This is a genomic window from Flagellimonas hadalis (genome assembly GCF_007785775.2).
In the GTDB taxonomy this organism is placed as follows: Bacteria; Bacteroidota; Bacteroidia; order Flavobacteriales; family Flavobacteriaceae; genus Flagellimonas; species Flagellimonas hadalis.
The window spans coordinates 683,099-703,586 of record NZ_VNIK02000001.1; the positions used below are offsets into that span (position 1 = coordinate 683,099).

The 20,488-nt window shown below is 46.5% G+C and carries 18 protein-coding genes; 11 read left to right on the top strand and 7 right to left on the bottom strand.

The window, feature by feature from the left end:
* Window positions 1-72 precede the first annotated feature (72 nt).
* The 3 genes from mltG to dapF are packed head-to-tail and all read right to left on the bottom strand — an operon-like array spanning window position 73 to window position 2,409.
* On the bottom strand, window positions 73-1,116 hold the full coding sequence (gene mltG / locus FOT42_RS02995; protein ID WP_151889081.1) for an endolytic transglycosylase MltG: 1,044 nt from the start codon (window positions 1,114-1,116) through the stop codon (window positions 73-75).
* Entirely contained in the window at window positions 1,106-1,639 is a 534-nt protein-coding gene (locus FOT42_RS03000; RefSeq protein WP_151889082.1) for a GNAT family N-acetyltransferase, read from the bottom strand. Before FOT42_RS03000 ends, mltG begins: the two co-directional genes overlap by 11 nt.
* A complete protein-coding gene (gene dapF, locus FOT42_RS03005; protein ID WP_151889083.1) occupies window positions 1,627-2,409 on the bottom strand; it encodes a diaminopimelate epimerase in 783 nt (260 codons plus the stop codon). Before dapF ends, FOT42_RS03000 begins: the two co-directional genes overlap by 13 nt.
* Window positions 2,410-2,543: 134 nt before the next feature.
* On the opposite strand from dapF, the gene FOT42_RS03010 reads away from it, so the two are divergent.
* The 8 genes from FOT42_RS03010 (at window position 2,544) to FOT42_RS03045 (ending at window position 13,763) form a co-directional block, all read left to right on the top strand.
* Complete coding sequence (locus FOT42_RS03010) at window positions 2,544-3,938, top strand: S1C family serine protease (protein WP_151889084.1); 1,395 nt, start codon at window positions 2,544-2,546, stop codon at window positions 3,936-3,938.
* 133 nt (window positions 3,939-4,071) lie between these two features.
* A complete protein-coding gene (locus FOT42_RS03015; protein ID WP_151889085.1) occupies window positions 4,072-5,520 on the top strand; it encodes a glyceraldehyde-3-phosphate dehydrogenase in 1,449 nt (482 codons plus the stop codon).
* 115 nt (window positions 5,521-5,635) lie between these two features.
* Window positions 5,636-6,244 carry a tRNA (guanine-N1)-methyltransferase gene (locus FOT42_RS03020; RefSeq protein WP_151889086.1) on the top strand — a complete coding sequence of 203 codons (609 nt, stop codon included), beginning with the start codon at window positions 5,636-5,638 and terminating at the stop codon, window positions 6,242-6,244.
* A gap of 102 nt (window positions 6,245-6,346) precedes the next feature.
* On the top strand, window positions 6,347-7,021 hold the full coding sequence (gene trmD / locus FOT42_RS03025) for a tRNA (guanosine(37)-N1)-methyltransferase TrmD (RefSeq protein ID WP_151889087.1): 675 nt from the start codon (window positions 6,347-6,349) through the stop codon (window positions 7,019-7,021).
* A gap of 138 nt (window positions 7,022-7,159) precedes the next feature.
* Entirely contained in the window at window positions 7,160-7,510 is a 351-nt protein-coding gene (gene rplS, locus FOT42_RS03030; RefSeq protein WP_151889088.1) for a 50S ribosomal protein L19, read from the top strand.
* A gap of 616 nt (window positions 7,511-8,126) precedes the next feature.
* Window positions 8,127-10,349, top strand: a complete 2,223-nt coding sequence (locus FOT42_RS03035) for an NADP-dependent isocitrate dehydrogenase (RefSeq protein ID WP_151889089.1) — start codon at window positions 8,127-8,129, stop codon at window positions 10,347-10,349.
* Between the two features lie 116 nt (window positions 10,350-10,465).
* Window positions 10,466-12,865: a TonB-dependent receptor gene (locus tag FOT42_RS03040; protein ID WP_151889090.1), complete on the top strand. Its 2,400-nt coding sequence runs from the start codon at window positions 10,466-10,468 to the stop codon at window positions 12,863-12,865.
* Between the two features lie 4 nt (window positions 12,866-12,869).
* On the top strand, window positions 12,870-13,763 hold the full coding sequence (locus tag FOT42_RS03045) for a DUF4249 family protein (protein ID WP_151889091.1): 894 nt from the start codon (window positions 12,870-12,872) through the stop codon (window positions 13,761-13,763).
* On the opposite strand, the gene FOT42_RS03050 is transcribed toward FOT42_RS03045, so the two are convergent.
* Window positions 13,764-15,083: a GntP family permease gene (locus tag FOT42_RS03050; RefSeq protein ID WP_151889092.1), complete on the bottom strand. Its 1,320-nt coding sequence runs from the start codon at window positions 15,081-15,083 to the stop codon at window positions 13,764-13,766.
* A 56-nt stretch (window positions 15,084-15,139) separates the two neighbouring features.
* On the opposite strand from FOT42_RS03050, the gene FOT42_RS03055 reads away from it, so the two are divergent.
* Window positions 15,140-15,376 (top strand): DUF6095 family protein, encoded by a 237-nt coding sequence (locus tag FOT42_RS03055; protein ID WP_151889093.1) that lies wholly within the window; start codon window positions 15,140-15,142, stop codon window positions 15,374-15,376.
* Here the strand turns inward: FOT42_RS03055 and FOT42_RS03060 are convergent.
* A complete protein-coding gene (locus FOT42_RS03060; RefSeq protein WP_151889094.1) occupies window positions 15,373-16,077 on the bottom strand; it encodes a DUF4294 domain-containing protein in 705 nt (234 codons plus the stop codon). The two genes, FOT42_RS03055 and FOT42_RS03060, sit on opposite strands and share 4 nt — an antisense overlap.
* Window positions 16,078-16,368: 291 nt before the next feature.
* Between FOT42_RS03060 and FOT42_RS03065 the strand changes: the two genes are divergently transcribed.
* Together FOT42_RS03065 and FOT42_RS03070 are read left to right on the top strand one after the other, a co-directional pair.
* On the top strand, window positions 16,369-17,457 hold the full coding sequence (locus FOT42_RS03065; RefSeq protein WP_151889095.1) for a M42 family metallopeptidase: 1,089 nt from the start codon (window positions 16,369-16,371) through the stop codon (window positions 17,455-17,457).
* 195 nt (window positions 17,458-17,652) lie between these two features.
* Complete coding sequence (locus FOT42_RS03070; protein ID WP_151889096.1) at window positions 17,653-18,201, top strand: NUDIX hydrolase; 549 nt, start codon at window positions 17,653-17,655, stop codon at window positions 18,199-18,201.
* Here FOT42_RS03070 and hisS read toward each other — a convergent pair.
* Together hisS and FOT42_RS03080 are read right to left on the bottom strand one after the other, a co-directional pair.
* Entirely contained in the window at window positions 18,185-19,786 is a 1,602-nt protein-coding gene (gene hisS / locus FOT42_RS03075) for a histidine--tRNA ligase (protein WP_151889097.1), read from the bottom strand. The two genes, FOT42_RS03070 and hisS, sit on opposite strands and share 17 nt — an antisense overlap.
* A gap of 205 nt (window positions 19,787-19,991) precedes the next feature.
* Entirely contained in the window at window positions 19,992-20,462 is a 471-nt protein-coding gene (locus FOT42_RS03080; RefSeq protein ID WP_151889098.1) for a DUF6495 family protein, read from the bottom strand.
* Window positions 20,463-20,488 lie beyond the last annotated feature (26 nt).

Sequence of the window (20,488 nt, forward strand, 5' to 3'; positions counted from 1 at the left end):
GTAAAGCTCCTAAGATTTTCTTAAATGAGGCTTAAAATCCGTTAAAGGGCTGACAATTAACGTCAAACAACATTATCTGAGCACTTTTTGCTCATTCAACCATCGGGTATACTGTACCTTATTTCGGTTGTGTTGCGCCAAAGTTTTGGCGAAAATGTGGTATCCGAAGTTGGAAACGTCCGCCACAAAATAGAGATAATCGTGCTTTTCGGGGTTCAAAACAGCGTCTATGGAAGAGATGTCCGGCATAGTAATGGGCCCCGGTGGAATGCCCGCATACTTATAAGTATTGTAGGGCGAATCCATTTCCAGATCCCGATAGAGCACCCGCTTGATGATGGTGTCGTAATTGCCCGTTTCCTTTTTGATGGCATAGATGACCGTAGGGTCGGCCTGCAACAGCATCCCTTGCTTCACCCTGTTCAGATATACCCCGGCAACCCGTGGTCGCTCATCGGCCTTCACGGTCTCTTTTTGCACAATGGCCGCCAAAGCGGTGACCTCATTGGGGGTAAGTCCAAGGTTCTCGGCCTTTTTTCTGCGCTCTTCGTTCCAAAACCTGTCATATTCCGTCCACATACGCTCCCGAAAACCTTCAGCACTCGTGTTCCAGAAAAATTCATAGGTATTGGGCAGGTACATACCTAGTTTGCCGTCCTCGTCAAAATGGGACGCCTTCAAAAAGGCAGGATCGTTGAATGCTTGTAACAGTGAAAGACTGTCCGCTTCGATCTGTTCTGCTATTCTTCCTGCCAAGGCTGGCAAGGACTCTTGGTTGTTGAAGGAAACCCGCACAGGGAGATTGGCACTGCGAAGGGTATTGATGATCTCGTTGTTGTTCATCCCTTTTTTCAGGGCGTATTTGCCCGGTTTCACATTGGTAGTGTATCCCTTGCGACGGGCAACGGCCTCAAAACTGGAAAGATCCTTCAACAAAGGTTCCAACGAGGTCCTTACATCGGTGAAAATGGCATCGGAAGGAATGTACACATAGGCTTCCTCATTGTTAAACTGGGTGTTCGGGCTAAAAATGGCGCTATAGATCTGGTAAACCACAAATCCACAGACCAAAAGTCCCAAAATGGCAACTGCCCACAAGATTTTTTTAAGATACATCCGAATTTATCTTTTGAAACATGATTTCATTCTTGAACCCTGAACTGGTTCTTATCCATTCCTTTTTTACGCCGATGGGGACAAAGCCCATTTTCTCAAAGAGGTGGATACTCGCTTCATTGTCCTCCAAAATATTGGCGTACAATTGATGAAGGTCCAAAGTGGAAAAAGCATAATCACATAACAGGGACAATGCTTCGGCACCTAAGCCCTTGTTGCGGTCGCCTGGGTTGGTGATCACAATGCCAATGCCCGCTCTTCGGTGCTTGGGGTCAAAATCGAACAGGTCGATCAAACCGATGCATTCCTGGTCTGCCCTGCAAATACAGAGACGAAGCTGTTTCACTTCGTAGATGTCCCGATGAGCGTTCTCCAGATATAATTGGAGCACTTTTCTGGAATAGGGTTTCAACGTTCCACTGATCTCCCAAATGGCCGTGTCGTTCTCCAGTTCGTACAAAAAGTCCAGGTCCGTGGGCTCCAACGCCCTGAGTTGGACTTGCTTTCCTTTTAGATTGAGCATTCCACTTCTCCTTTAAATACTTGATCGGCAGGCCCTTTTAGGAATACATTGGTATATGTTCCGTCCTGCTCTTCAAAACCAATGGTCAAATCACCTCCCCGCGTCTTGATGTTGACGTTGTTGGCGGTCGTTTTCCCCGAGCTGTGCATGGCCAAGGCCACCGCGGTGACCCCGGTACCACAGGAAAGGGTCTCATCTTCCACTCCCCTTTCATAGGTCCGCACCTGGAAGGTATCATCGTTCAATTGCTCCACAAAATTAATGTTGCTGCCCGATTGTCCATACAATCCGTAGCGAAGTTTTTTTCCTTCCTTATATACATCAAAATGTTCCAGATCTTTTACCAATTGCACATGGTGGGGGGATCCCGTGTTCAGGAAACTGTAGTTGCCCTTTTCATGGATCTCATCCACATCCACCATCTTCAGGTTGACGATATTGCCGTCCACATGGGCATGGTGCAAACCATCCACGGCATTGAAGACCGCATCGTTCCCCACAACACCTAAATGATTGGCAAAGGCCACCAAGCATCTACCTCCATTGCCACACATGCTGCCCTCGGCCCCATCTGCATTGAAATAGACCATCCGAAAATCCGACATTTTGTCATTTTCAAGAAGGAGAAGGCCATCGGCCCCTATGCCAAAGCGTCTATCGCAAAGGTATGCCACTAAAGTGGTATTGTTTTTGGGAAAAGTATGCTGACGATTGTCCATCACGACAAAATCGTTCCCTGTTCCTTGGTATTTGAAAAACTGCAGTTTCATGATTGCTTGCAAAGGAACAAATATAGCGTATTCTTTAAGGATATTTTTGCAGTTAAAACAGCGTTAAACAGACCACGTCAAAAATGCAATTCTTTTAAATTTGTTGAAGCTAAATGTTAAATACGTATTGAGTTATGAAGAGAATAGCCAATTTATTCATCGTATCACTTTTTGCAGGCGCCATCACACTCGGCGCATACAAGTTGTTCTTTGAAAAGGACAATTATAAATGGGTAGCCTCTGGACAGGAAATGCCGTTTGTGGCGACCAGTAATGTGCCCGTCTCCGCCAAAGGGGCCGGAATCAATGAGGTTGACTTTACCCTCGCAGCCGAAAAAACGGTCAATGCAGTGGTACACGTCAAAAACCTGACCATAAGCAAAGGCCCCAGTAGCCTTTCTGATTTTTTCTATGGATTTGAACGCCAACAGACCCCTCAAGTGGGAACAGGTTCAGGTGTCATTATTTCCCCGGATGGTTATATTGTCACCAACAACCACGTGATCGCCAACTCCAGCCAGTTGGAAGTCACCCTGAACAACAACAGGACCTACAAAGCTGAACTTGTGGGCACCGATGAAGATTCCGACATAGCACTGCTGAAGGTGGATACCGAAGAGGCCCTGCCCTATTTGGCGTTTGGGGATTCCGACAATGCCAAGATCGGGGAATGGGTACTCGCCGTAGGAAACCCGTTCAACTTGACTTCCACCGTAACGGCTGGAATTGTGAGTGCCAAGGCCAGGTCGTTGTCGCCCTTGAAATCACAATCCTTTATACAGACCGATGCGGCCGTGAATCCTGGTAACAGTGGCGGAGCCTTGGTGAACACCAACGGTGACCTGATCGGGATCAATACCGCCATTACCTCACAGACCGGTTCCTATGTGGGTTATGCCTTTGCCGTGCCCAGTAACATTGCCAAAAAGGTTGTGGAGGACATTATGGAGTTCGGCAATGTACAGAAAGGTCTTTTGGGCATTTCTGCCGCAAACATAAATTCCCCAGCCGCCATAGAAAAAGGCCTTGACCAGTTGGAAGGTGTGTATATCCATAGCGTTGAAGAGGAATCCGGAGCGGATGAAGCTGGACTACAGGAAGGTGATATCATCAAACAGGTGGACAACATCACCATCCATAAGTTCTCCGAACTCAACGGTTACCTTTCCTCCAAAAGACCGGGCGACATGGTGAAGGTGACCGTGGACCGTGACGGCAAAAGTTTTGTCAAAAATGTGACGCTGAAGGAGCAACAATCCGTCACACTTCCTGTGACCAATTTTTTGGTTAAAAACCTTTCCAAAGAGGACAAGAAGAAATTTGGGGTATCCAAAGGGGTCAAAATCATAGCCGTCCCCGAGGCATTCAGCCAATACCAATTGAAGGATAAGGTCATCATTGAGTTGGATGGAGAAGAAATCAACAATATTGATGATGCCGAAGAACATTTCGGAAAAATCTCCAGATATGGCAGAACCAGTTTCACCATGGTGACCGAAGAAGGCGAAAAAGTACGAATGATCCTTTGATAGAAGTGCCTGAAAAACACTTGAAAAGCACCCTTAAAATGGGTGCTTTTTATTTTTCAAATTCTTTTACGAAAACGTTTGAAATATTTATTTTAGCCCAAAATTTTTCAACTATAGAACCGCAACCTATTCCATGAGCAACATCAAGTCTTACGAAAAAGAGCTTGCCTTTCAGGCAGATAGAAGAAAAGCGACCACAGAGTTCATCAAGATCATCAGCGACCTCTGGTATGACAAATCCATTGAGGTCGTCCTGTTCAGAAACCAGGTCATCGATAAGAATGTCAGTGACATCATCAACCTGCACGAATATGCGGGAGAATTTGTCCAGAAACCCATCTCCATTTTTGATTCTGTGGAAATTTTGAGGGCCATCAACGACATCAATCTGCCCCCAGCGAAGCTCGACATTGGAAAATTGACCTACGAGTACCATTCGGACGACAACAACCATCTCAATGTCAAGGCTTTTGTTATAGAAAAATTGAAGGACGCCGAGCATACCAAGGAAATCAAACCCAAGGATGTGGTGCTCTATGGTTTTGGCAGGATCGGGAGGCTCGTGGCCAGGGAACTCATGGCCAAGACAGGCAGGGGAAGTCAACTTCGCTTAAGGGCCGTAGTGGTGCGGGACGAATTGAACGAGGAGATTTTGGAAAAAAGGGCGGCTTTGCTCAAAACCGATTCGGTACACGGACAGTTTACAGGCACTGTGGATGTGGATGCCCAAAATCAGGCACTGATCATCAACGGGACTACTGTAAAATTTATCCGTGCCAACAAACCTGAAGACATCGATTATACGGCATATGGAATCTACAATGCCCTCATCATAGACAATACAGGCGCTTTCCGTGACAAAGAAGCCCTTTCCAGACATTTAGAATCCAAAGGGGCCAGCAGGGTTCTCCTCACCGCTCCGGGCAAGGAAGTCCCCAATATTGTCCACGGCGTGAACCACAAGAGTTTTGACCCGGACAAGACCAAAATCTACTCGGCGGCTTCCTGCACCACCAATGCCATAACCCCTATTCTAAAAGTGATGGAAGATTCCCTGGGTATACGGAAAGGGCATTTGGAGACCATCCACGCCTACACCAACGACCAGAACTTGGTGGACAATATGCACAGCAAATACCGTAGGGGCCGTGCTGCCGCCCTCAATATGGTCATCACGGAAACCGGGGCAGGTTCTGCCGTGGCAAAGGCATTGCCATCCCTTAAAGGAAAATTGACCTCAAATGCCATTCGGGTGCCCGTACCCAATGGTTCCTTGGCCATACTCCACTTAGAGATCAAGAACAAAACCACTGTGGAAAGCATCAATACCATCCTGAAAAAATATGCCCTCGAAGGGGACTTGGTGGAACAGATCAAATATTCCCTGAGCAATGAGTTGGTGTCCTCTGACATTGTGGGCACCTCCGCCCCATCCATTTATGACAGCAAGGCGACCATAGTTTCCGCCGATGGAAAAAGTGTGGTGTTGTATGTGTGGTATGACAATGAATATGGATATTCCCATCAAGTGATCCGGCTTGCAAAATATATTGCCAAAGTAAGGCGTTATACGTATTATTAATGATTATACATAGGTGTAGATACGTCCGGTAAACAGGTTTTTCTTTTGAATTTTGGTTTATTGGTGTAATTTCGTCTTACCCTTAATCTAAATTAAATACGAGAACACTTTGACCATGAAGCATTTACGAATTTTGTTTGCAGTTGCCCTGCTTGCACCCTACTTTTCATCCTTTGCGCAAGAGGAAACCTCCGATGAACCACAGGACATGACCATCAAGGGTCAGTTTGAGGTCATGGAAAGACAATCCACCAACTACAGGTCGGGAAATGGCGTTCCTTATGAAGTCATTAAATTATCTACACTCAATGAGGTGAAGAGCAACATCTTTGATTCCATCAACACGGCTTACGGATCCATAAAGACCCTTTCCGCCACCATAACCGCCAATGAGGCCGAAATAGAGAACCTCAATACCAAGTTAAGGGACACCACCGAAAAACTGAACACCATTACAGAGGAAAAGGACAGCATTTCCTTCTTTGGTCTGCTGATCGGGAAGGGAACCTATAATTTTATCCTCTGGTCCATCATCTTTGGACTACTGTTGCTGCTTTTGTTCTTCATTTATCGATTTAGGAACAGTAACTTCTTGACCCAACAGGCCAAATCCGCTCTGGCCGATCTGGAAGAAGAGTACGAAAGCCATAGAAGAAAGGCCTTGGAACGCGAGCAAAAAATAAGCAGGCAACTACAGGACGAGTTGAACAAGCAGAAAAAATGACCCGAAGGCTTCCCAAAAAGGAAGCCTTTTCTTTTGCGGCCGCTCAAAGTTTATATCAGCTTTCACTACTTTTGGGCCGAGAATCCATAACATCCCTTATCCATGCGGATAGACATTATAACAGTACTGCCTGAACTTTTGACCAGTCCTTTTGAGGCCTCTATTTTGAAACGGGCCATTGAGAAAGGATTGGTAGAGATACACCTCCATAATTTGAGGGACTATGCCTCCAATAAGTACAAACAGGTGGACGACTACCAGTTCGGGGGCGGCGCAGGCATGGTGATGATGGTGGAACCTATTGACAAATGCATTTCAGGGTTAAAGGCCGAGCGCGATTATGACGAGGTCATCTACATGACCCCGGACGGGAAAACCTTGAACCAGGGCATGGCCAATGAACTGTCCCTAAAGAAAAACCTGATCATACTCTGCGGCCACTACAAAGGCGTTGACCAAAGGGTGCGCGACCTATTCGTGACCCGCGAAATCTCTATTGGCGACTATGTCCTTTCCGGGGGCGAGCTGGCCGCTGCCATCGTCTGCGATGCGGTCATCCGACTCTTGCCGGGAGTTTTGAACGATGAGACCTCTGCCCTAACGGACACCTTTCAGGACAACCTGTTGGCACCTCCTGTTTACACTCGGCCTGCCGAGTACAAAGGATTGGAAGTGCCCAAGATCTTGTTGAGCGGAAACCTGCCCAAGATTGAGAAATGGCGGGAGGAACAGGCGCTGGAAAGGACCAAGGAAAGACGTCCCGACCTCTTGGAATGATCATTTTTTTCCAAACTGCCCCAAAAACCACCAAAACACCTTGTCATTTCTAAATATTGCATTATTTTTGCAGTCTCAAAATCAACCTCTGACGAAATACGTGAAAGTTGGTCTTGGTAAACGTTAAAAAAATATACCATGGAATCCTTAGTAAAATTTGTTGAAGACGAATTTGTTCCAAAAAAAGATTTTCCAAATTTTTCATCCGGTGACACCATCACCGTGTATTATGAAATCAAGGAAGGTGAAAAAACACGTACCCAGTTCTTCAAAGGAGTTGTGATCCAAAGAAGGGGAAGCGGTGCAACAGAGACCTTCACCATTCGCAAAATGTCCGGTACCGTAGGTGTGGAACGAATTTTCCCTATCAACATGCCCGCATTGCAAAAAATTGAGGTCAACAAAAAAGGTAAAGTACGCAGATCCAGAATCTTCTACTTTAGAGGTCTTACCGGTAAAAAGGCCCGTATCAAAGAAGTCAGGGGCTAATCCATTGTCCCAAAAAAAGAAAGAGCACCCAAAAGGGTGCTTTTTTTATGAACAATTGTTGATAACCTCGGTTCATACGTTGTTGATTTTTAATCGGTTATAAAATTTGATTATCCCAAGGTTTGTTATACTTTAGTACAAGAGATATGAAAATGATACCATTCAGGACCTTATCTCGATTTTAAAGTTGACGTTCTTTAAAAACCGAGGATTCCCCTTTTAATTGGTAACACTACTGATCACAAAAGGAATTTCAAATTGGGACAGGTTTAGGCAGGTCTCGAAGAGAAATAATGGATTTTATGTGCGGAAGGGAGAGCAATTTCCCCTCTTGATAAGATTTAGGGAATACGGTACACTTTGCATGATGGAGTTTAGTTGAAAAATTAAAAACACACGCAGGGGAAACGTTAAAGATCTGTGGAAGCAATCCAAGATTGCAGGTTTTGCAGCAATGCAGGACAATCCAAGATTCTTTTCTGAAAGCCATATCTATGTTCAGGCACAGATATGGCTTTCGTTTTTTTCACGCATCCGCTTCTCCCTGTTAGTTTTATTGACCGTTCAACGTACATAAAATTGTATATTTGCAACCGCTCAAACATTATACATATAAATGGCTAAAATCTATTACACAAAAACCGATGAGGCACCCGCCTTGGCAACCTTATCTTTCCTACCCATTGTAAAATCCTTTACCGAAACTGCCAACATCACCATTGAGACCAAGGACATCTCCTTGGCCGGCAGGATCTGCGCCATGTTTCCCGAGTATTTGGAAAAGGACCAACAAATCCCTGACGATCTTGCCATTTTGGGCGAACTGGCCAAAACACCTGAGGCCAACATTATCAAATTGCCCAATATAAGTGCCTCCATCCCACAGCTGAAAGAGGCCATTGAAGAGCTACAAAAAAAAGGGTACAAGCTCCCCAACTACCCCGATGAGCCCAAAACCGATGAGGAAAAGACCATCAAGGCCAAATATGACAAAATCAAAGGGAGCGCGGTAAACCCGGTGCTCAGGGAAGGAAACTCTGACAGAAGAGCCCCAAAAGCCGTAAAAAACTACGCCAAAAAACACCCACACAGCATGGGCGAATGGTCATCAGATTCGAAGACCCATGTGGCCAGCATGTCCCATGGGGATTTCAAGTCCAATGAAAAATCACTCACCATGGCCAATGCGGACGATATCCGTATTGAACTGGTGGGAAACAATGGAGAGACCCTTATCCTAAAGGATAAAGTGGCCCTTCAAAAAGAGGAAGTCATAGATGCCACCGTTATGAGTAAAAAGGAATTGGTGGATTTCCTTACCAAAGAGATTGCAGATGCCCGCAAGGAAGGCCTATTGCTTTCCCTGCACTTTAAAGCGACCATGATGAAGGTCTCCGACCCCATCATTTTTGGCCATGCCCTAAAAGTATATTTTGCCGATCTGTTCCAGACATATGGTGACACGTTTGAAAAATTGGGCATTGACCCCAATGACGGTTTGGAAACCTTATTGGACAAAATTGGTCAGCTACCGGCCGACCAGCACAAAGAAATCCAGGAGGCCATTGCCAAAAGCATTGAAAACGGCCCTGATCTGGCCATGGTCAATTCAGACAAAGGAATCACCAACCTGCATGTGCCCAGCGACGTCATCATCGACGCCTCCATGCCTGCCATGATCCGCAGTTCAGGAAAAATGTGGGACAAGAACGGCAAGTTGAAAGACACCAAGGCCATTATCCCCGATAGTAGCTATTCGGACATTTACCAAGCCACCATAGATTTTTGCAAAGAACACGGTGCCTTTGACCCCACCACTATGGGAACCGTTCCCAATGTGGGACTCATGGCACAAAAGGCAGAGGAATACGGTTCGCATGACAAGACCTTCGAAATCCCAAGTGCAGGAACCGCAAGGGTCGTGAGCATTTCCACTGGAAAAACCTTGATGGAACATCCAGTGGAGCAAGGTGATATCTGGAGAATGTGCCAAGTGAAGGATGCCCCTGTACAGGATTGGGTCAAACTGGCCGTTTCCAGGGCAAGGGCGACCGATACCCCGGCCGTTTTCTGGTTGGACAAGGACAGGGCGCACGATGCGGAATTGATCAAAAAAGTAAATCGATACCTCAAAGACCATGATACGGATGGTCTTGACATAAGAATCCTTTCGCCATTGGAAGCCACCAAGTTCACCCTAAAGCGTATAAAGGAAGGCAAGGACACCATCTCGGTTTCCGGAAACGTGTTGAGGGACTACCTTACGGATCTCTTCCCTATTTTGGAAGTGGGTACCAGTGCAAAAATGCTGTCCATCGTACCCCTTATGAACGGTGGTGGATTGTTCGAGACCGGCGCAGGCGGCTCTGCCCCCAAGCACGTGGAACAATTCCTCGAAGAAGGCCACTTGAGATGGGATTCCTTGGGAGAATTCCTCGCATTGGCCGTGTCCTTGGAATTCTTTGGTGAAAAGAACAACAACAAAAAAGCCAAAGTCATTGCAGATGCCCTGGACAAGGCCACCGAGAAATTCTTGGAAAACGACAAATCCCCATCAAGAAAGGTCAACGAACTGGACACAAGGGGCAGTCACTTCTATTTGGCACTCTATTGGGCAGAACAATTGGCCAACCAAAATGAGGATGGCGAACTGAAAGCGACCTTCAGCAAGGTTTATGGTGACTTGTCTTCCAACGAGGCAAAAATTGCCCAAGAACTGATAGATGCCCAAGGAGCACCTGTAAATATCGGAGGCTATTACCTTCCAGATGCAGAGATGGCATCAAACGCCATGCGACCCAGTACAACATTGAACAACATATTGGGTTCCATCGCATAGCACACATCAAGTCAAGAACTTGAAATTAAAGCGCAATTCTGAAAATGGCCAGGATTGCGCTTTTTTTTGTTCAAAATTGATGTGGAGTATGTATTTTTAGGGGAAAACCCTGTTCAATGTCCAAAAGACTTTTGGCTATTTCGGCCTTCCTGCTCCTTCAACACGTTTGTGTCCAGGCCCAGCAAAAATTTACCCTTAGCGGCACCGTTTCCGAAGCCAGCAGTAATGAAACCCTAATCGGTGTCACCATTGCTTTCCCAGAATTGGGCACAGGGACCACGACCAACGAGTATGGCTTTTACTCCATCACCCTTCCAAAAGGCGACTACAGGATCATGGTCAGCTATTTGGGGTTCCAAGATGTGATGGAAAATGTAGCCTTGGACCGAAACATCAAGAAGGACTTTTATTTGGCCGAAGAGGCCGAGGAACTGGATGAGGTTGTTGTCACGGATGATGTGGAACGATTGGACATCCGAAAGCCCCAGATGAGTGTGAACACACTGACCGCACAGACCATCAAACAGATTCCCGTGGTGCTCGGTGAGGCCGATGTCATCAAATCCCTTTTGTTGTTGCCCGGAGTTTCCAATGCCGGGGAGGCCTCATCGGGATTCAACGTCAGGGGCGGTGCCGTGGACCAAAACCTGATTCTTTTGGACGAGGCCACAGTGTTCAATTCCTCACATTTGTTCGGTTTCTTCTCTGTTTTCAATCCCGACGCCATAAAGGACGTGAAATTGTTCAAAGGAGGTATCCCTGCCAGATACGGCGGAAGGGTATCTTCAGTTCTGGAGATTTTTCAAAAGGAAGGGAACAGCAAGGATTTCAAGGTAAATGGCGGGATTGGAGCCGTGGCCAGCAGATTGCTATTGGAAGGACCCATCATCAAGGACAGGACCGCTTTTCTTGTCGGTGGAAGGGCTTCGTACGCACATTTGTTCCTTCCGCTTTTTGATGTGGACAACAAGGCCTATTTCTACGATCTGAACACGAAGATCAACCACAAGATCAATGACAACAATAACATCTACCTCTCAGGCTACTTCGGAAGGGATCTTTTTAGCATCGGGGATCGTTTTGTGAACACCTATGGCAATGCCGTCGGAAACTTTAGGTGGAACCATCTGTTTTCGGAAAAACTCTTTTCCAACCTTTCGCTCATCTATTCGGATTATTATTATGGGTTAGAGCTTGATTTTGTGGGATTTGAGTGGAATTCCGGCATCCAAAACTTCAACCTCAAGTACGACCTGAAACACTACCTGAATGATAAGGTACAAATGAACTATGGATTCCAAAACATCTATTATGTCTTCAATCCGGGCGAAATAACCCCAAATAGCGCAGACTCTGGTATTGTGGAGGAGCAATTGACCAAAAAATACGCCAACGAAAGTGCCATCTATATTGATGTGGAACACGATGTGACCGAAAACCTGAGCATCGAATACGGTCTTAGGGCAAGCCAATTCAACCGATTGGGGCAGGATGAATTCTATGTGTACCGAAACAACAACCCTGTGGAATTTGACCCCTTCACTTTGGTCTATCGCGAAGCAGAACCCATCGATTCCATCAACCCAGGAAGGTCCGGTACCCTGAAAAAATTCTTCAACTTGGAGCCCAGAGTGTCCATGTCCTACAATTTCAACGAAAAAAATGCCATCAAGGCAAGCTATACGCGCTTGTCCCAATACCTGCACCTCCTGTCCAACACCAGCTCCCCTACTCCCCTGGATGTATGGACCCCTAGCGGCCCTTTTGTGAAGCCCCAATTGCTGGACCAATATGCCGTCGGGTATTTTAGGAACATCAAGGACGGGGAATACACGTTCGAAACAGAGGCCTTTTTCAAGGACATCCAGAATAGGATCGATTATATCGATGGGGCCAATCTCATCGCCAACAATGCGATAGAACAGGTGATCCTCAACGGACAGGCCCGCGCCTATGGTCTGGAAATACTCTTTAGGAAAAATGAGGGAAGGTTCACGGGCTGGTTGGCCTATACCCTTTCCAAATCGGAACAACGGACCCCGGGAAGGGATTTGGATTTTGACACGGGCCGACCCAACCTTGAAACAGGGATCAATCTTGGGCAATGGTACAATACCCCATATGACAAAACCCACGACATTTCCCTCTTTGGCAGCTTTGATCTGAATGATAAATGGAACTTCAATGCCAATTTCATCTATCAAACAGGACAGCCCACCAACTATCCCATTGGGCAATTTGAATTTGAAGGAACCACCGTACCCTATTATGGCCTGCGGAACAAGGAAAGATTGCCCGACTATCACCGACTGGACATTTCGGCCATACTCACCCCTAGGAAGAATAGGTCGCGAAAAGTACAGGCCGAATGGGTTTTCAGCATCTACAACCTGTACAGCAGAAAAAATGCGGCCTCCATCAACTTTAGGGAGAATGAGGACACTGGGCGAAACGAGGCCTTGCGTACCTCCATATTCGGCATCATCCCATCTGTGACCTACAACTTTAAATTTTAGCACCATGAAAAACGGAATTCTATATACCATCGGACTTGTATTGCTCTTCGCTTGCGAAGATGTTGTGGATGTCGATTTGCCCGAAGTGGAAGCCAAACTCATTGTTGATGGCCTTTTGCGAGTGGACAAAAGCCAGGAATTTGTGAACGTGGAGATCCGAATGAGGGAAACCACCAATTATTTTGATGAGAACGAGTCCACCCAAGTGGAAAATGCAGTGATTACCTATGGCAAACCCCTGAACGGCGATATTTTTGAAAGTTTGGCCTTCTGTTCCCTCGCCGAAAAAGAGCCGGGAAGCGGCATCTATGTCCCAGACCCCAACTTTTCATCGGACCAACGTATCCGGACCTCCTTTGTGGAACCGGGAATGGTCTTTATCCTCGAATTGACCCATAAAGGCAAAACCTACTATGCGCAGACCGAATATGCCCCGACTGTCCCAATAGATAATTTAGAGCAAGGGGACGACACCCTTTTTGACGAAGAGGAGACCGAAGTGATCGTAACTTTTACGGACGACCCCGATCGCGACGATTTCTATGTATTTGATTTCGGTTTTGGAGAGTTCCTGACCGTGGAGGACCAATTCTTTCAGGGACAAGAATTTGAGTTCTCCTATTTCTATGACGATAGCCTCAATGCCGGACAGGATATCACAGTGAGCATTCTAGGGGCCACCCAAGATTTTTACAACTACATGGACTTGGTCATCGAACAGACCACTAATACCGGGGGTGTTTTTCAGACTCCTGTGGCAACTGCCAGGGGCAATGTGTTCGACATTACAGGTTTGGACAATATTGACATTTTTGACAATGTGGAGCGCCCCAATGACTTTGCCTTGGGCTACTTTGCGGTGGTACAGACGTATTCCCGTACCCTAACTATCGAATAGTCACAGTATGAAATAGAGCAACAGGACCATCAAAATGCCTGTAACCCCTTGTAGCAAGGTCCCCAGTGTATGGCCCCGCAAAGCGGTCTTTACATTGATGTTGGAAAACTGGGACACCACCCAAAAATAACTGTCGTTGATATGGGACACCGTCATGGCCCCGGCACCTACGGCCAATACGGCTAAAGCCTTGTCCGTAAGGGAGAGCAGTCCAAAGGTTTCCAACAAAGGGGCAATGATGGCGGAAGTGGTGATGATGGCCACCGTGGAAGAACCCTGTGCCGTCTTGAGCACGGCCGCGATCGCAAAAGCAATCAATAAGCCCCCTGCTCCCGTACTGGACTCCAAATTGATTATGGATGCAATATCAACGGTCCGCAATATCGCCCCAAAAGCACCTCCCGCACCCGTGATCAATACAATCGCCCCAGCCTGTTTGAAGGCTTCGGACACCCATTCCCCTCTCTCCTTCACAGGCGACTTCCTTCCCAATGAAAAAGCAAAGAACACTCCAATGAGCAAAGCGATCACGGGACTGCCCAAAAAATCGAGCACGCCAAAAACCCACCCCTTACCCAAAGGGTAAGAAGGATAATTGGCCACAGACTTCAATGCAATCAAGATAATGGGGACCAACAAGGGCAAAAAAGCCTGAAAAGGTTTCACCGTTGATGGCATTTCTTCTTTTTCCTCCGTTTTTTCAGCGGTATCTTCTTCCTCAAGGAATCTGGCAATAAATCTGGCCCAAAAATAGCCCGTCAAGGACACGGGTAAGGAAACCAAAAGTCCCAACACGAGCACCAATCCCAAATCAGCCTCCAAAATGGCCGCTGCGGCCAAAGGTCCCGGGGTCGGGGGCACAAAAACATGGGCGGAATACAATCCCGTGGCCAATGCAATGGCAAACACCAGTACAGGAATGCCCGTGCGTTTGCTGATGGCCTTGTTCAAGGAAGAAAGGATGATGAAGCCCGAATCACAAAAAACGGGGATGGAAATGACGTATCCTGCCAAGTTGATGGCCAACGGCGATCGTTTCAACCCTATCAAACCCAAAATACTGTTGGCCAATACCTGGGTGGCCCCAGTTTTTTCCAAATAAATCCCGATGACCGTTCCAAAGGCGATGACCAAACCAATCCCGGAGAGTGTCTTGCCGAACCCCTCCCCGATGGTCTCCATGATGCGTTGGGGAGACAATCCCAAAAGAAAACCTGAGATCACCGCAGCTATGGTCAGGGAAAAAATGGGATGCATCTTGAATTTGACCGTGGCGATGATGATAAAGAGCACCACCGCTCCCAGAACAAATATTTCCATGGTTAATTTTTGTGCATTACCCTCTAAATATAAGCCATTATTGCTACTTTGGTCCCATGAGGCACACCGACAAGGAACTTTTGGTAAAAGGATTGAAATCGTTTGGCTATACGGTCCTGGCCATGTTCGCAGGGCCACTCTTGATCTATCAAGCGTTTAAAAATCAAGACCACCCATTTTATTGGCCCGTATTGATTGTAGGCATCATCTGTGCCGGAACTGCCATTTATTTGGGATTCCGCTCAGTAGGCATTGTCATGGATGCGGTTTTTGGGAAAAAGACCAAAGATTAGTCCTTGGGGTCGGGAGGACGATTCTTCCACTTGTTGGTCAGTTGGGCATAATCGTAGTCCAAAACCGATTTTTGGCGTTCCAACTGATTGGCCACAAAGGCGCGTTGCAAAATATCCTCAATGAGATAGTCCTCATGCACCAACTCCGGATGGAATTCTTCTTTCAGACTGATCTTGAACATACTGGCCGTGGTATTGTACCAAAAGGCACGCCATCCGCTACGCAGTTCCTTTACCAGGTCAAAGGCCGTGGTCCCCGTCTGACGATGGATCAACTTGACCAAGATCTGTCCTTCGGTACGGGTAAGCTTCTTGAGTTCCTCTGAAAATTCCCCTTCGATGTATTTCTGTACCTTTTTGGTATATTTTCTTTGATGCCGCTTCTTTTTGATATGCTTCAGGCTGTCGTTGAGTTCCACCAAACGCTCCGCGGCCAATTTGGCATAGGGATAGACCTTCAATGTCTTTCTGCGCAAGATCAAATAGCGCAACCGCTCTTTACGATCGGCAAAATCGAGCTCCCCAAAAATATAGACTTCGTCAAGTTCAATGGAACTGAGCAGGACGGAATCCCCTTCAAACCGCACATAATAATCCTCAATGGAATCCTTTGGATACAACAACGAATCCTTTTCGGATTCTTGAGAAAATCCAAGGGTGCATAGCACGAGAAAAACGACAAGAAAACTATTGCGCATCATTCGGTCAAATTCTCAAAAGTCCTGCCAAAATTAAGGATAAAGGTATGATTAGGCCATTGATGTACTCCAAACTTTAACAAAAAGTAATATCTCTTTCAAATACCAAAAGCCAAATTCCAATAACCAATAACTGAACAACCTAATAACTAAGTAAGGAGTGTGCAGTATGCAGTTGATAATAACTCATCCGCGACCAAACCACCCAATACCCCTGCAACAAAAAACAAACGAAACTGGAAGATTTTCAAAATAACACTGAATATTCTTAAGTTTGTGGACTAAACGAAATACATGGCCACAACAAAAATCATCAATAAAAAGTCCCTTGAATTTTTAGAAAAATACCTGAACAATCCCTCTCCCACAGGCTACGAATGGGAAGGCCAGAAAATCTGGATGGACTACCTCAAACCCTATGTGGACGAATTCATTACGGACACCTACGGAACGGCCGTGGCCGTCATCAACCCCAAGGCAAAATACCGGGTGGTGATCGAGGGACATTCGGACGAAATTTCTTGGTACGTCAACTACATCACCGACAACGGATTGTTATACGTCATCCGAAATGGGGGGAGCGACCACCAGATCGCCCCATCAAAATGGGTGGACATCCACACCAAGAACGGCGTGGTGAAAGGGGTCTTTGGCTGGCCAGCCATCCACACCCGTGATCGCGCGAAGGAAGAACCGCCAAAATTGGAGAACATTTTTATCGACATCGGCGCCAAGGACAAGGCCGAGGTGGAGAAAATGGGGGTGCATGTAGGCTGCGTGATCACCTACCCCGACCAGTTCCAGATATTGAACAAGGACAAATTTGTGTGCCGTGCGCTGGACAACCGTGTGGGTGGTTTTATGATTGCCGAAGTGGCCCGTCTGTTGCACGAAAACAAGAAAAAATTGCCCTTTGGCCTCTATGTGACCAACTCGGTACAGGAAGAGATCGGTCTTCGTGGTGCAGAAATGATCACCCAGACCATAAAGCCCAACGTGGCCATTGTCACTGATGTGTGCCATGACACCACCACACCCATGATCGATAAAAAGAAAGAGGGTGAGATCTTGATAGGGTCCGGACCTGTGGTTTCTTATGCTCCAGCCGTGCAGAACAAGCTCAGGGAACGCATCATCGAAACAGCCGAAGGCAAAAAGATTCCGTTTCAGCGATTGGCTTCCTCAAGATACACCGGAACGGATACGGATGCCTTTGCCTATAGCAACGGTGGTGTGGCCTCTGCCCTGATTTCACTTCCTTTGCGCTACATGCACACTACGGTGGAAACCGTGCACAAGGACGATGTGGAAAATGTGATCCGATTGATCTACGAAACCTTGTTGACCATCAAAGAGGGAGAGACATTTAGTTATTTTGACTAATTTATAGATTATGGTCATGCTGAACTTGTTTCAGCATCACATACCGTTTGATATGAGACCCTGAACCAAGTTCAGGGTGACGTAGTCATGTAGTTCTGAAATCTTAAGACTGGTTCAAATGGCCTGAAAATCTTCGGAAGAACTATTGGTTTTCTATCTGTGGTCGATGGAACAATTTCTTATCTTTATGAACCTATGGACGAGCTGGTAGATATTTTGGATGAGCAGGGCAACCCGACCGGACAATCCTGTTTGAAGTCGGAAGCGCACCGAAAGGGGCTGTGGCATCCCACCATCCATGTTTGGCTCTACAATAAAGACGGAAAGGTACTGATCCAACAACGTGGAAAGCATAAAGATACGCACCCCCTACTTTGGGACGTGTCGGTGGCCGGCCATGTGGCATCTGGGGAAAACATCCCGCTTGCCGCGGTCAGGGAAGTACAGGAGGAAGTGGGACTCATCATTTCCGAAGCGGACTTGGAGCCCATTGGTACTTTTAAGGCCATCCATAAGATTTCCGAGGATTTCATCGATGCGGAGCTCCACCACCTCTTTTTATGTGAACTGAAAGTTCCCCTCACCGCACTGACCAAACAGGAAAGCGAAGTGGATGCCCTGGAATTGATCCCGCTCTTCCGATTTGCCGAAGAAACTTGGGGACTGGCCAATACGGCCAAATATGTGCCCCACGGCCCCACCTACTACAAAACCATCGTAAAGGAAATCAAAAGTCGGATTTGACAGCTTCTGCGAATTGTGCAAAAGCATCCAGACCATAGGCTTTCTGGTCGCCCGTTTTCATGTTCTTGGCCACAAATTTGCCTTCGGCAAGTTCCTGTTCGCCCAAAAGGACCACATAGGGAACTCCACGCTTATCGGCATACTTGAACTGCTTTTGCATCTTGGCATCCATGGGGTACAGATCGGCCCTCAAGCCCAATTTGCGCAAAGAGGTTACCAATTTGAGGGCGGCCAAACCTTCCTGTTTGCCAAAATTGAGACAGAGCACGTCCAAAGAAGTGTCCAAACTGTCCGGAAATAGACCCAATTCTTCCAGAACGAGATAGATGCGGTCCAACCCAAAGGAAATGCCCACACCACTGACGTCCTTCAAACCAAAGATTCCGGTAAGGTCATCATAACGGCCTCCACCTCCAATGGAACCCATGCTCACGCCCTCGGGAGCGGCTACTTCAAAAATGGCCCCGGTGTAGTAGTTGAGCCCACGCGCCAAGGTCACGTCCAATTGCAATTGGGCGGATTGCAGCCCGATCATCCCCACGGTGGAAATGATCTCTTCCAGTTCCGCAACCCCGAGCATGCCCACTTCAGAGTTGGCAAGCAGGGTTTTTAGTTGCTCCAATTGTTCCGAAGCGGAGCCTGTCATCTCGAACAAGGGCTGCGCTTTGGCTATCGCATTCTCGGAAATGCCCTTTTCCTTCATTTCGGCCTTGACCTTCTCCTCTCCTATCTTGTCCAATTTATCGAGGGCCACGGTAAAATCGACCAACAGATGCTTGGCCCCGATCACTTCGGCGATTCCTGACAGAATCTTACGGTTGTTGATCTTGATGGTGGTGCCTTTCAACCCCAAATCGGTGAAAACGGCATCGTAGAGTTGTACAAATTCCGCTTCCTGCAACAAGGAATTGGCCCCTACCACATCGGCATCGCACTGGTAAAACTCACGGAAACGGCCTTTTTGGGGCCTGTCGGCACGCCAAACGGGCTGAATCTGGTATCTTTTAAAAGGGAAATCAATTTCGTTTTGGTGCATCACCACATAGCGGGCAAAGGGCACGGTAAGGTCATAACGAAGGGCTTTTTCGGATATATCTTTGGCTATTTGTCCAGATGAACTTGATAATATTTCATCAAGAGAATTCTCAATAATTTGGGTGACCCTTAGTTTAAAATAATCTGAGTCAATATCGGTTTCTAAAAGTTCTTCTAAAATTTTTCTATTGGTCGATGATTCATTTAGAATTAAGGCATTTATCTTTTTCTCATCTAAATCATCAATTTTTCGTAAACTCTTGACATATTTGTTGATGTCATTTTCCTTGTTAAAAAGTTTGCGTACGAAATCTATACTGATATTCCTCAAAAAAGGGCCGCTATTCAAAATCTTAAAAATCAACCGATCCCCTTCTTCCCCATATTTACCCATCAACGTGTCCGAATTTTCAAAAGATGGGGTCTCTATCGGCATGAAACCAAAGGTTTCAAAATGCTTTTTGATGTTTTGGATGATATAGTTGCGCTTAGCGACCTCCGCTGGTGAAAAATCCCGGGTTCCTTTGGGTATGGATGGTTTCTGTGCCATGTGGTTTTTAAAATTCTGGTGCAAATATACGCTTTAGGTTGAAGAACAGGTAAACAGGGAACAAGTACAAGTGTCAAGTTCAAGGTTCAAAAAACAAACTCCAATGTTTCAACAACCAAGTGATGATTACCTGACACGAATTGCACGAATCATCACGAATACTTTTGATTTTGTGACTTGCTCTTGCATTTGTATTTTAATGGGGCTACTCCATAATCTGCTCAAACCATTGGTAGAGCTCACCTTTGGTGATGACGGCACCTTGTTTGATGATCTCGAACTTATCCACGTTCTTGTCCTCTCCATAGGCTTTGGACGCGGTAAGGTATTCCACGAAATCGGACTGGAAATTGCGCTTGAACCAATCGAAGCCCACCTTGGTGCGCAGGTCAATTTCCGGGTTCAGCACTTTTACGGAAAGAAGTTTCATTTCCTTCTCCGTAAGGTGGAACAGGTGCATGTGCTGTTCAGAAATGTTCTCCAGGTATTCCACTTTGGACAACACTCCTTCCCAGATCAGGTCGCTGAACACATCGATCTCCTCTTCGGCCATCTCAGGTTTATCTGCTTTCAGGGTGGCCCATTCTTCGGCCGTGATGGACTGGGTAGCCAAAAAGTTGATGAATTCCGGATGTAGTTCCTCCAATTGTTCCTTGGTCAATCGTTTGTACTTCATGGTGCAAAAATAAAAAAGGCTGGTTT

Bases quoted from the DNA above. Each gene is read 5' to 3' on its own strand.
- mltG (WP_151889081.1), bottom strand. From the start codon at position 1,116: ATGTATCTTAAAAAAATCTTGTGGGCAGTTGCCATTTTGGGACTTTTG.
- FOT42_RS03000 (WP_151889082.1), bottom strand. From the start codon at position 1,639: ATGCTCAATCTAAAAGGAAAGCAAGTCCAACTCAGGGCGTTGGAGCCC.
- dapF (WP_151889083.1), bottom strand. From the start codon at position 2,409: ATGAAACTGCAGTTTTTCAAATACCAAGGAACAGGGAACGATTTTGTC.
- FOT42_RS03010 (WP_151889084.1), top strand. From the start codon at position 2,544: ATGAAGAGAATAGCCAATTTATTCATCGTATCACTTTTTGCAGGCGCC.
- FOT42_RS03015 (WP_151889085.1), top strand. From the start codon at position 4,072: ATGAGCAACATCAAGTCTTACGAAAAAGAGCTTGCCTTTCAGGCAGAT.
- FOT42_RS03020 (WP_151889086.1), top strand. From the start codon at position 5,636: ATGAAGCATTTACGAATTTTGTTTGCAGTTGCCCTGCTTGCACCCTAC.
- trmD (WP_151889087.1), top strand. From the start codon at position 6,347: ATGCGGATAGACATTATAACAGTACTGCCTGAACTTTTGACCAGTCCT.
- rplS (WP_151889088.1), top strand. From the start codon at position 7,160: ATGGAATCCTTAGTAAAATTTGTTGAAGACGAATTTGTTCCAAAAAAA.
- FOT42_RS03035 (WP_151889089.1), top strand. From the start codon at position 8,127: ATGGCTAAAATCTATTACACAAAAACCGATGAGGCACCCGCCTTGGCA.
- FOT42_RS03040 (WP_151889090.1), top strand. From the start codon at position 10,466: ATGTCCAAAAGACTTTTGGCTATTTCGGCCTTCCTGCTCCTTCAACAC.
- FOT42_RS03045 (WP_151889091.1), top strand. From the start codon at position 12,870: ATGAAAAACGGAATTCTATATACCATCGGACTTGTATTGCTCTTCGCT.
- FOT42_RS03050 (WP_151889092.1), bottom strand. From the start codon at position 15,083: ATGGAAATATTTGTTCTGGGAGCGGTGGTGCTCTTTATCATCATCGCC.
- FOT42_RS03055 (WP_151889093.1), top strand. From the start codon at position 15,140: ATGAGGCACACCGACAAGGAACTTTTGGTAAAAGGATTGAAATCGTTT.
- FOT42_RS03060 (WP_151889094.1), bottom strand. From the start codon at position 16,077: ATGATGCGCAATAGTTTTCTTGTCGTTTTTCTCGTGCTATGCACCCTT.
- FOT42_RS03065 (WP_151889095.1), top strand. From the start codon at position 16,369: ATGGCCACAACAAAAATCATCAATAAAAAGTCCCTTGAATTTTTAGAA.
- FOT42_RS03070 (WP_151889096.1), top strand. From the start codon at position 17,653: ATGGACGAGCTGGTAGATATTTTGGATGAGCAGGGCAACCCGACCGGA.
- hisS (WP_151889097.1), bottom strand. From the start codon at position 19,786: ATGGCACAGAAACCATCCATACCCAAAGGAACCCGGGATTTTTCACCA.
- FOT42_RS03080 (WP_151889098.1), bottom strand. From the start codon at position 20,462: ATGAAGTACAAACGATTGACCAAGGAACAATTGGAGGAACTACATCCG.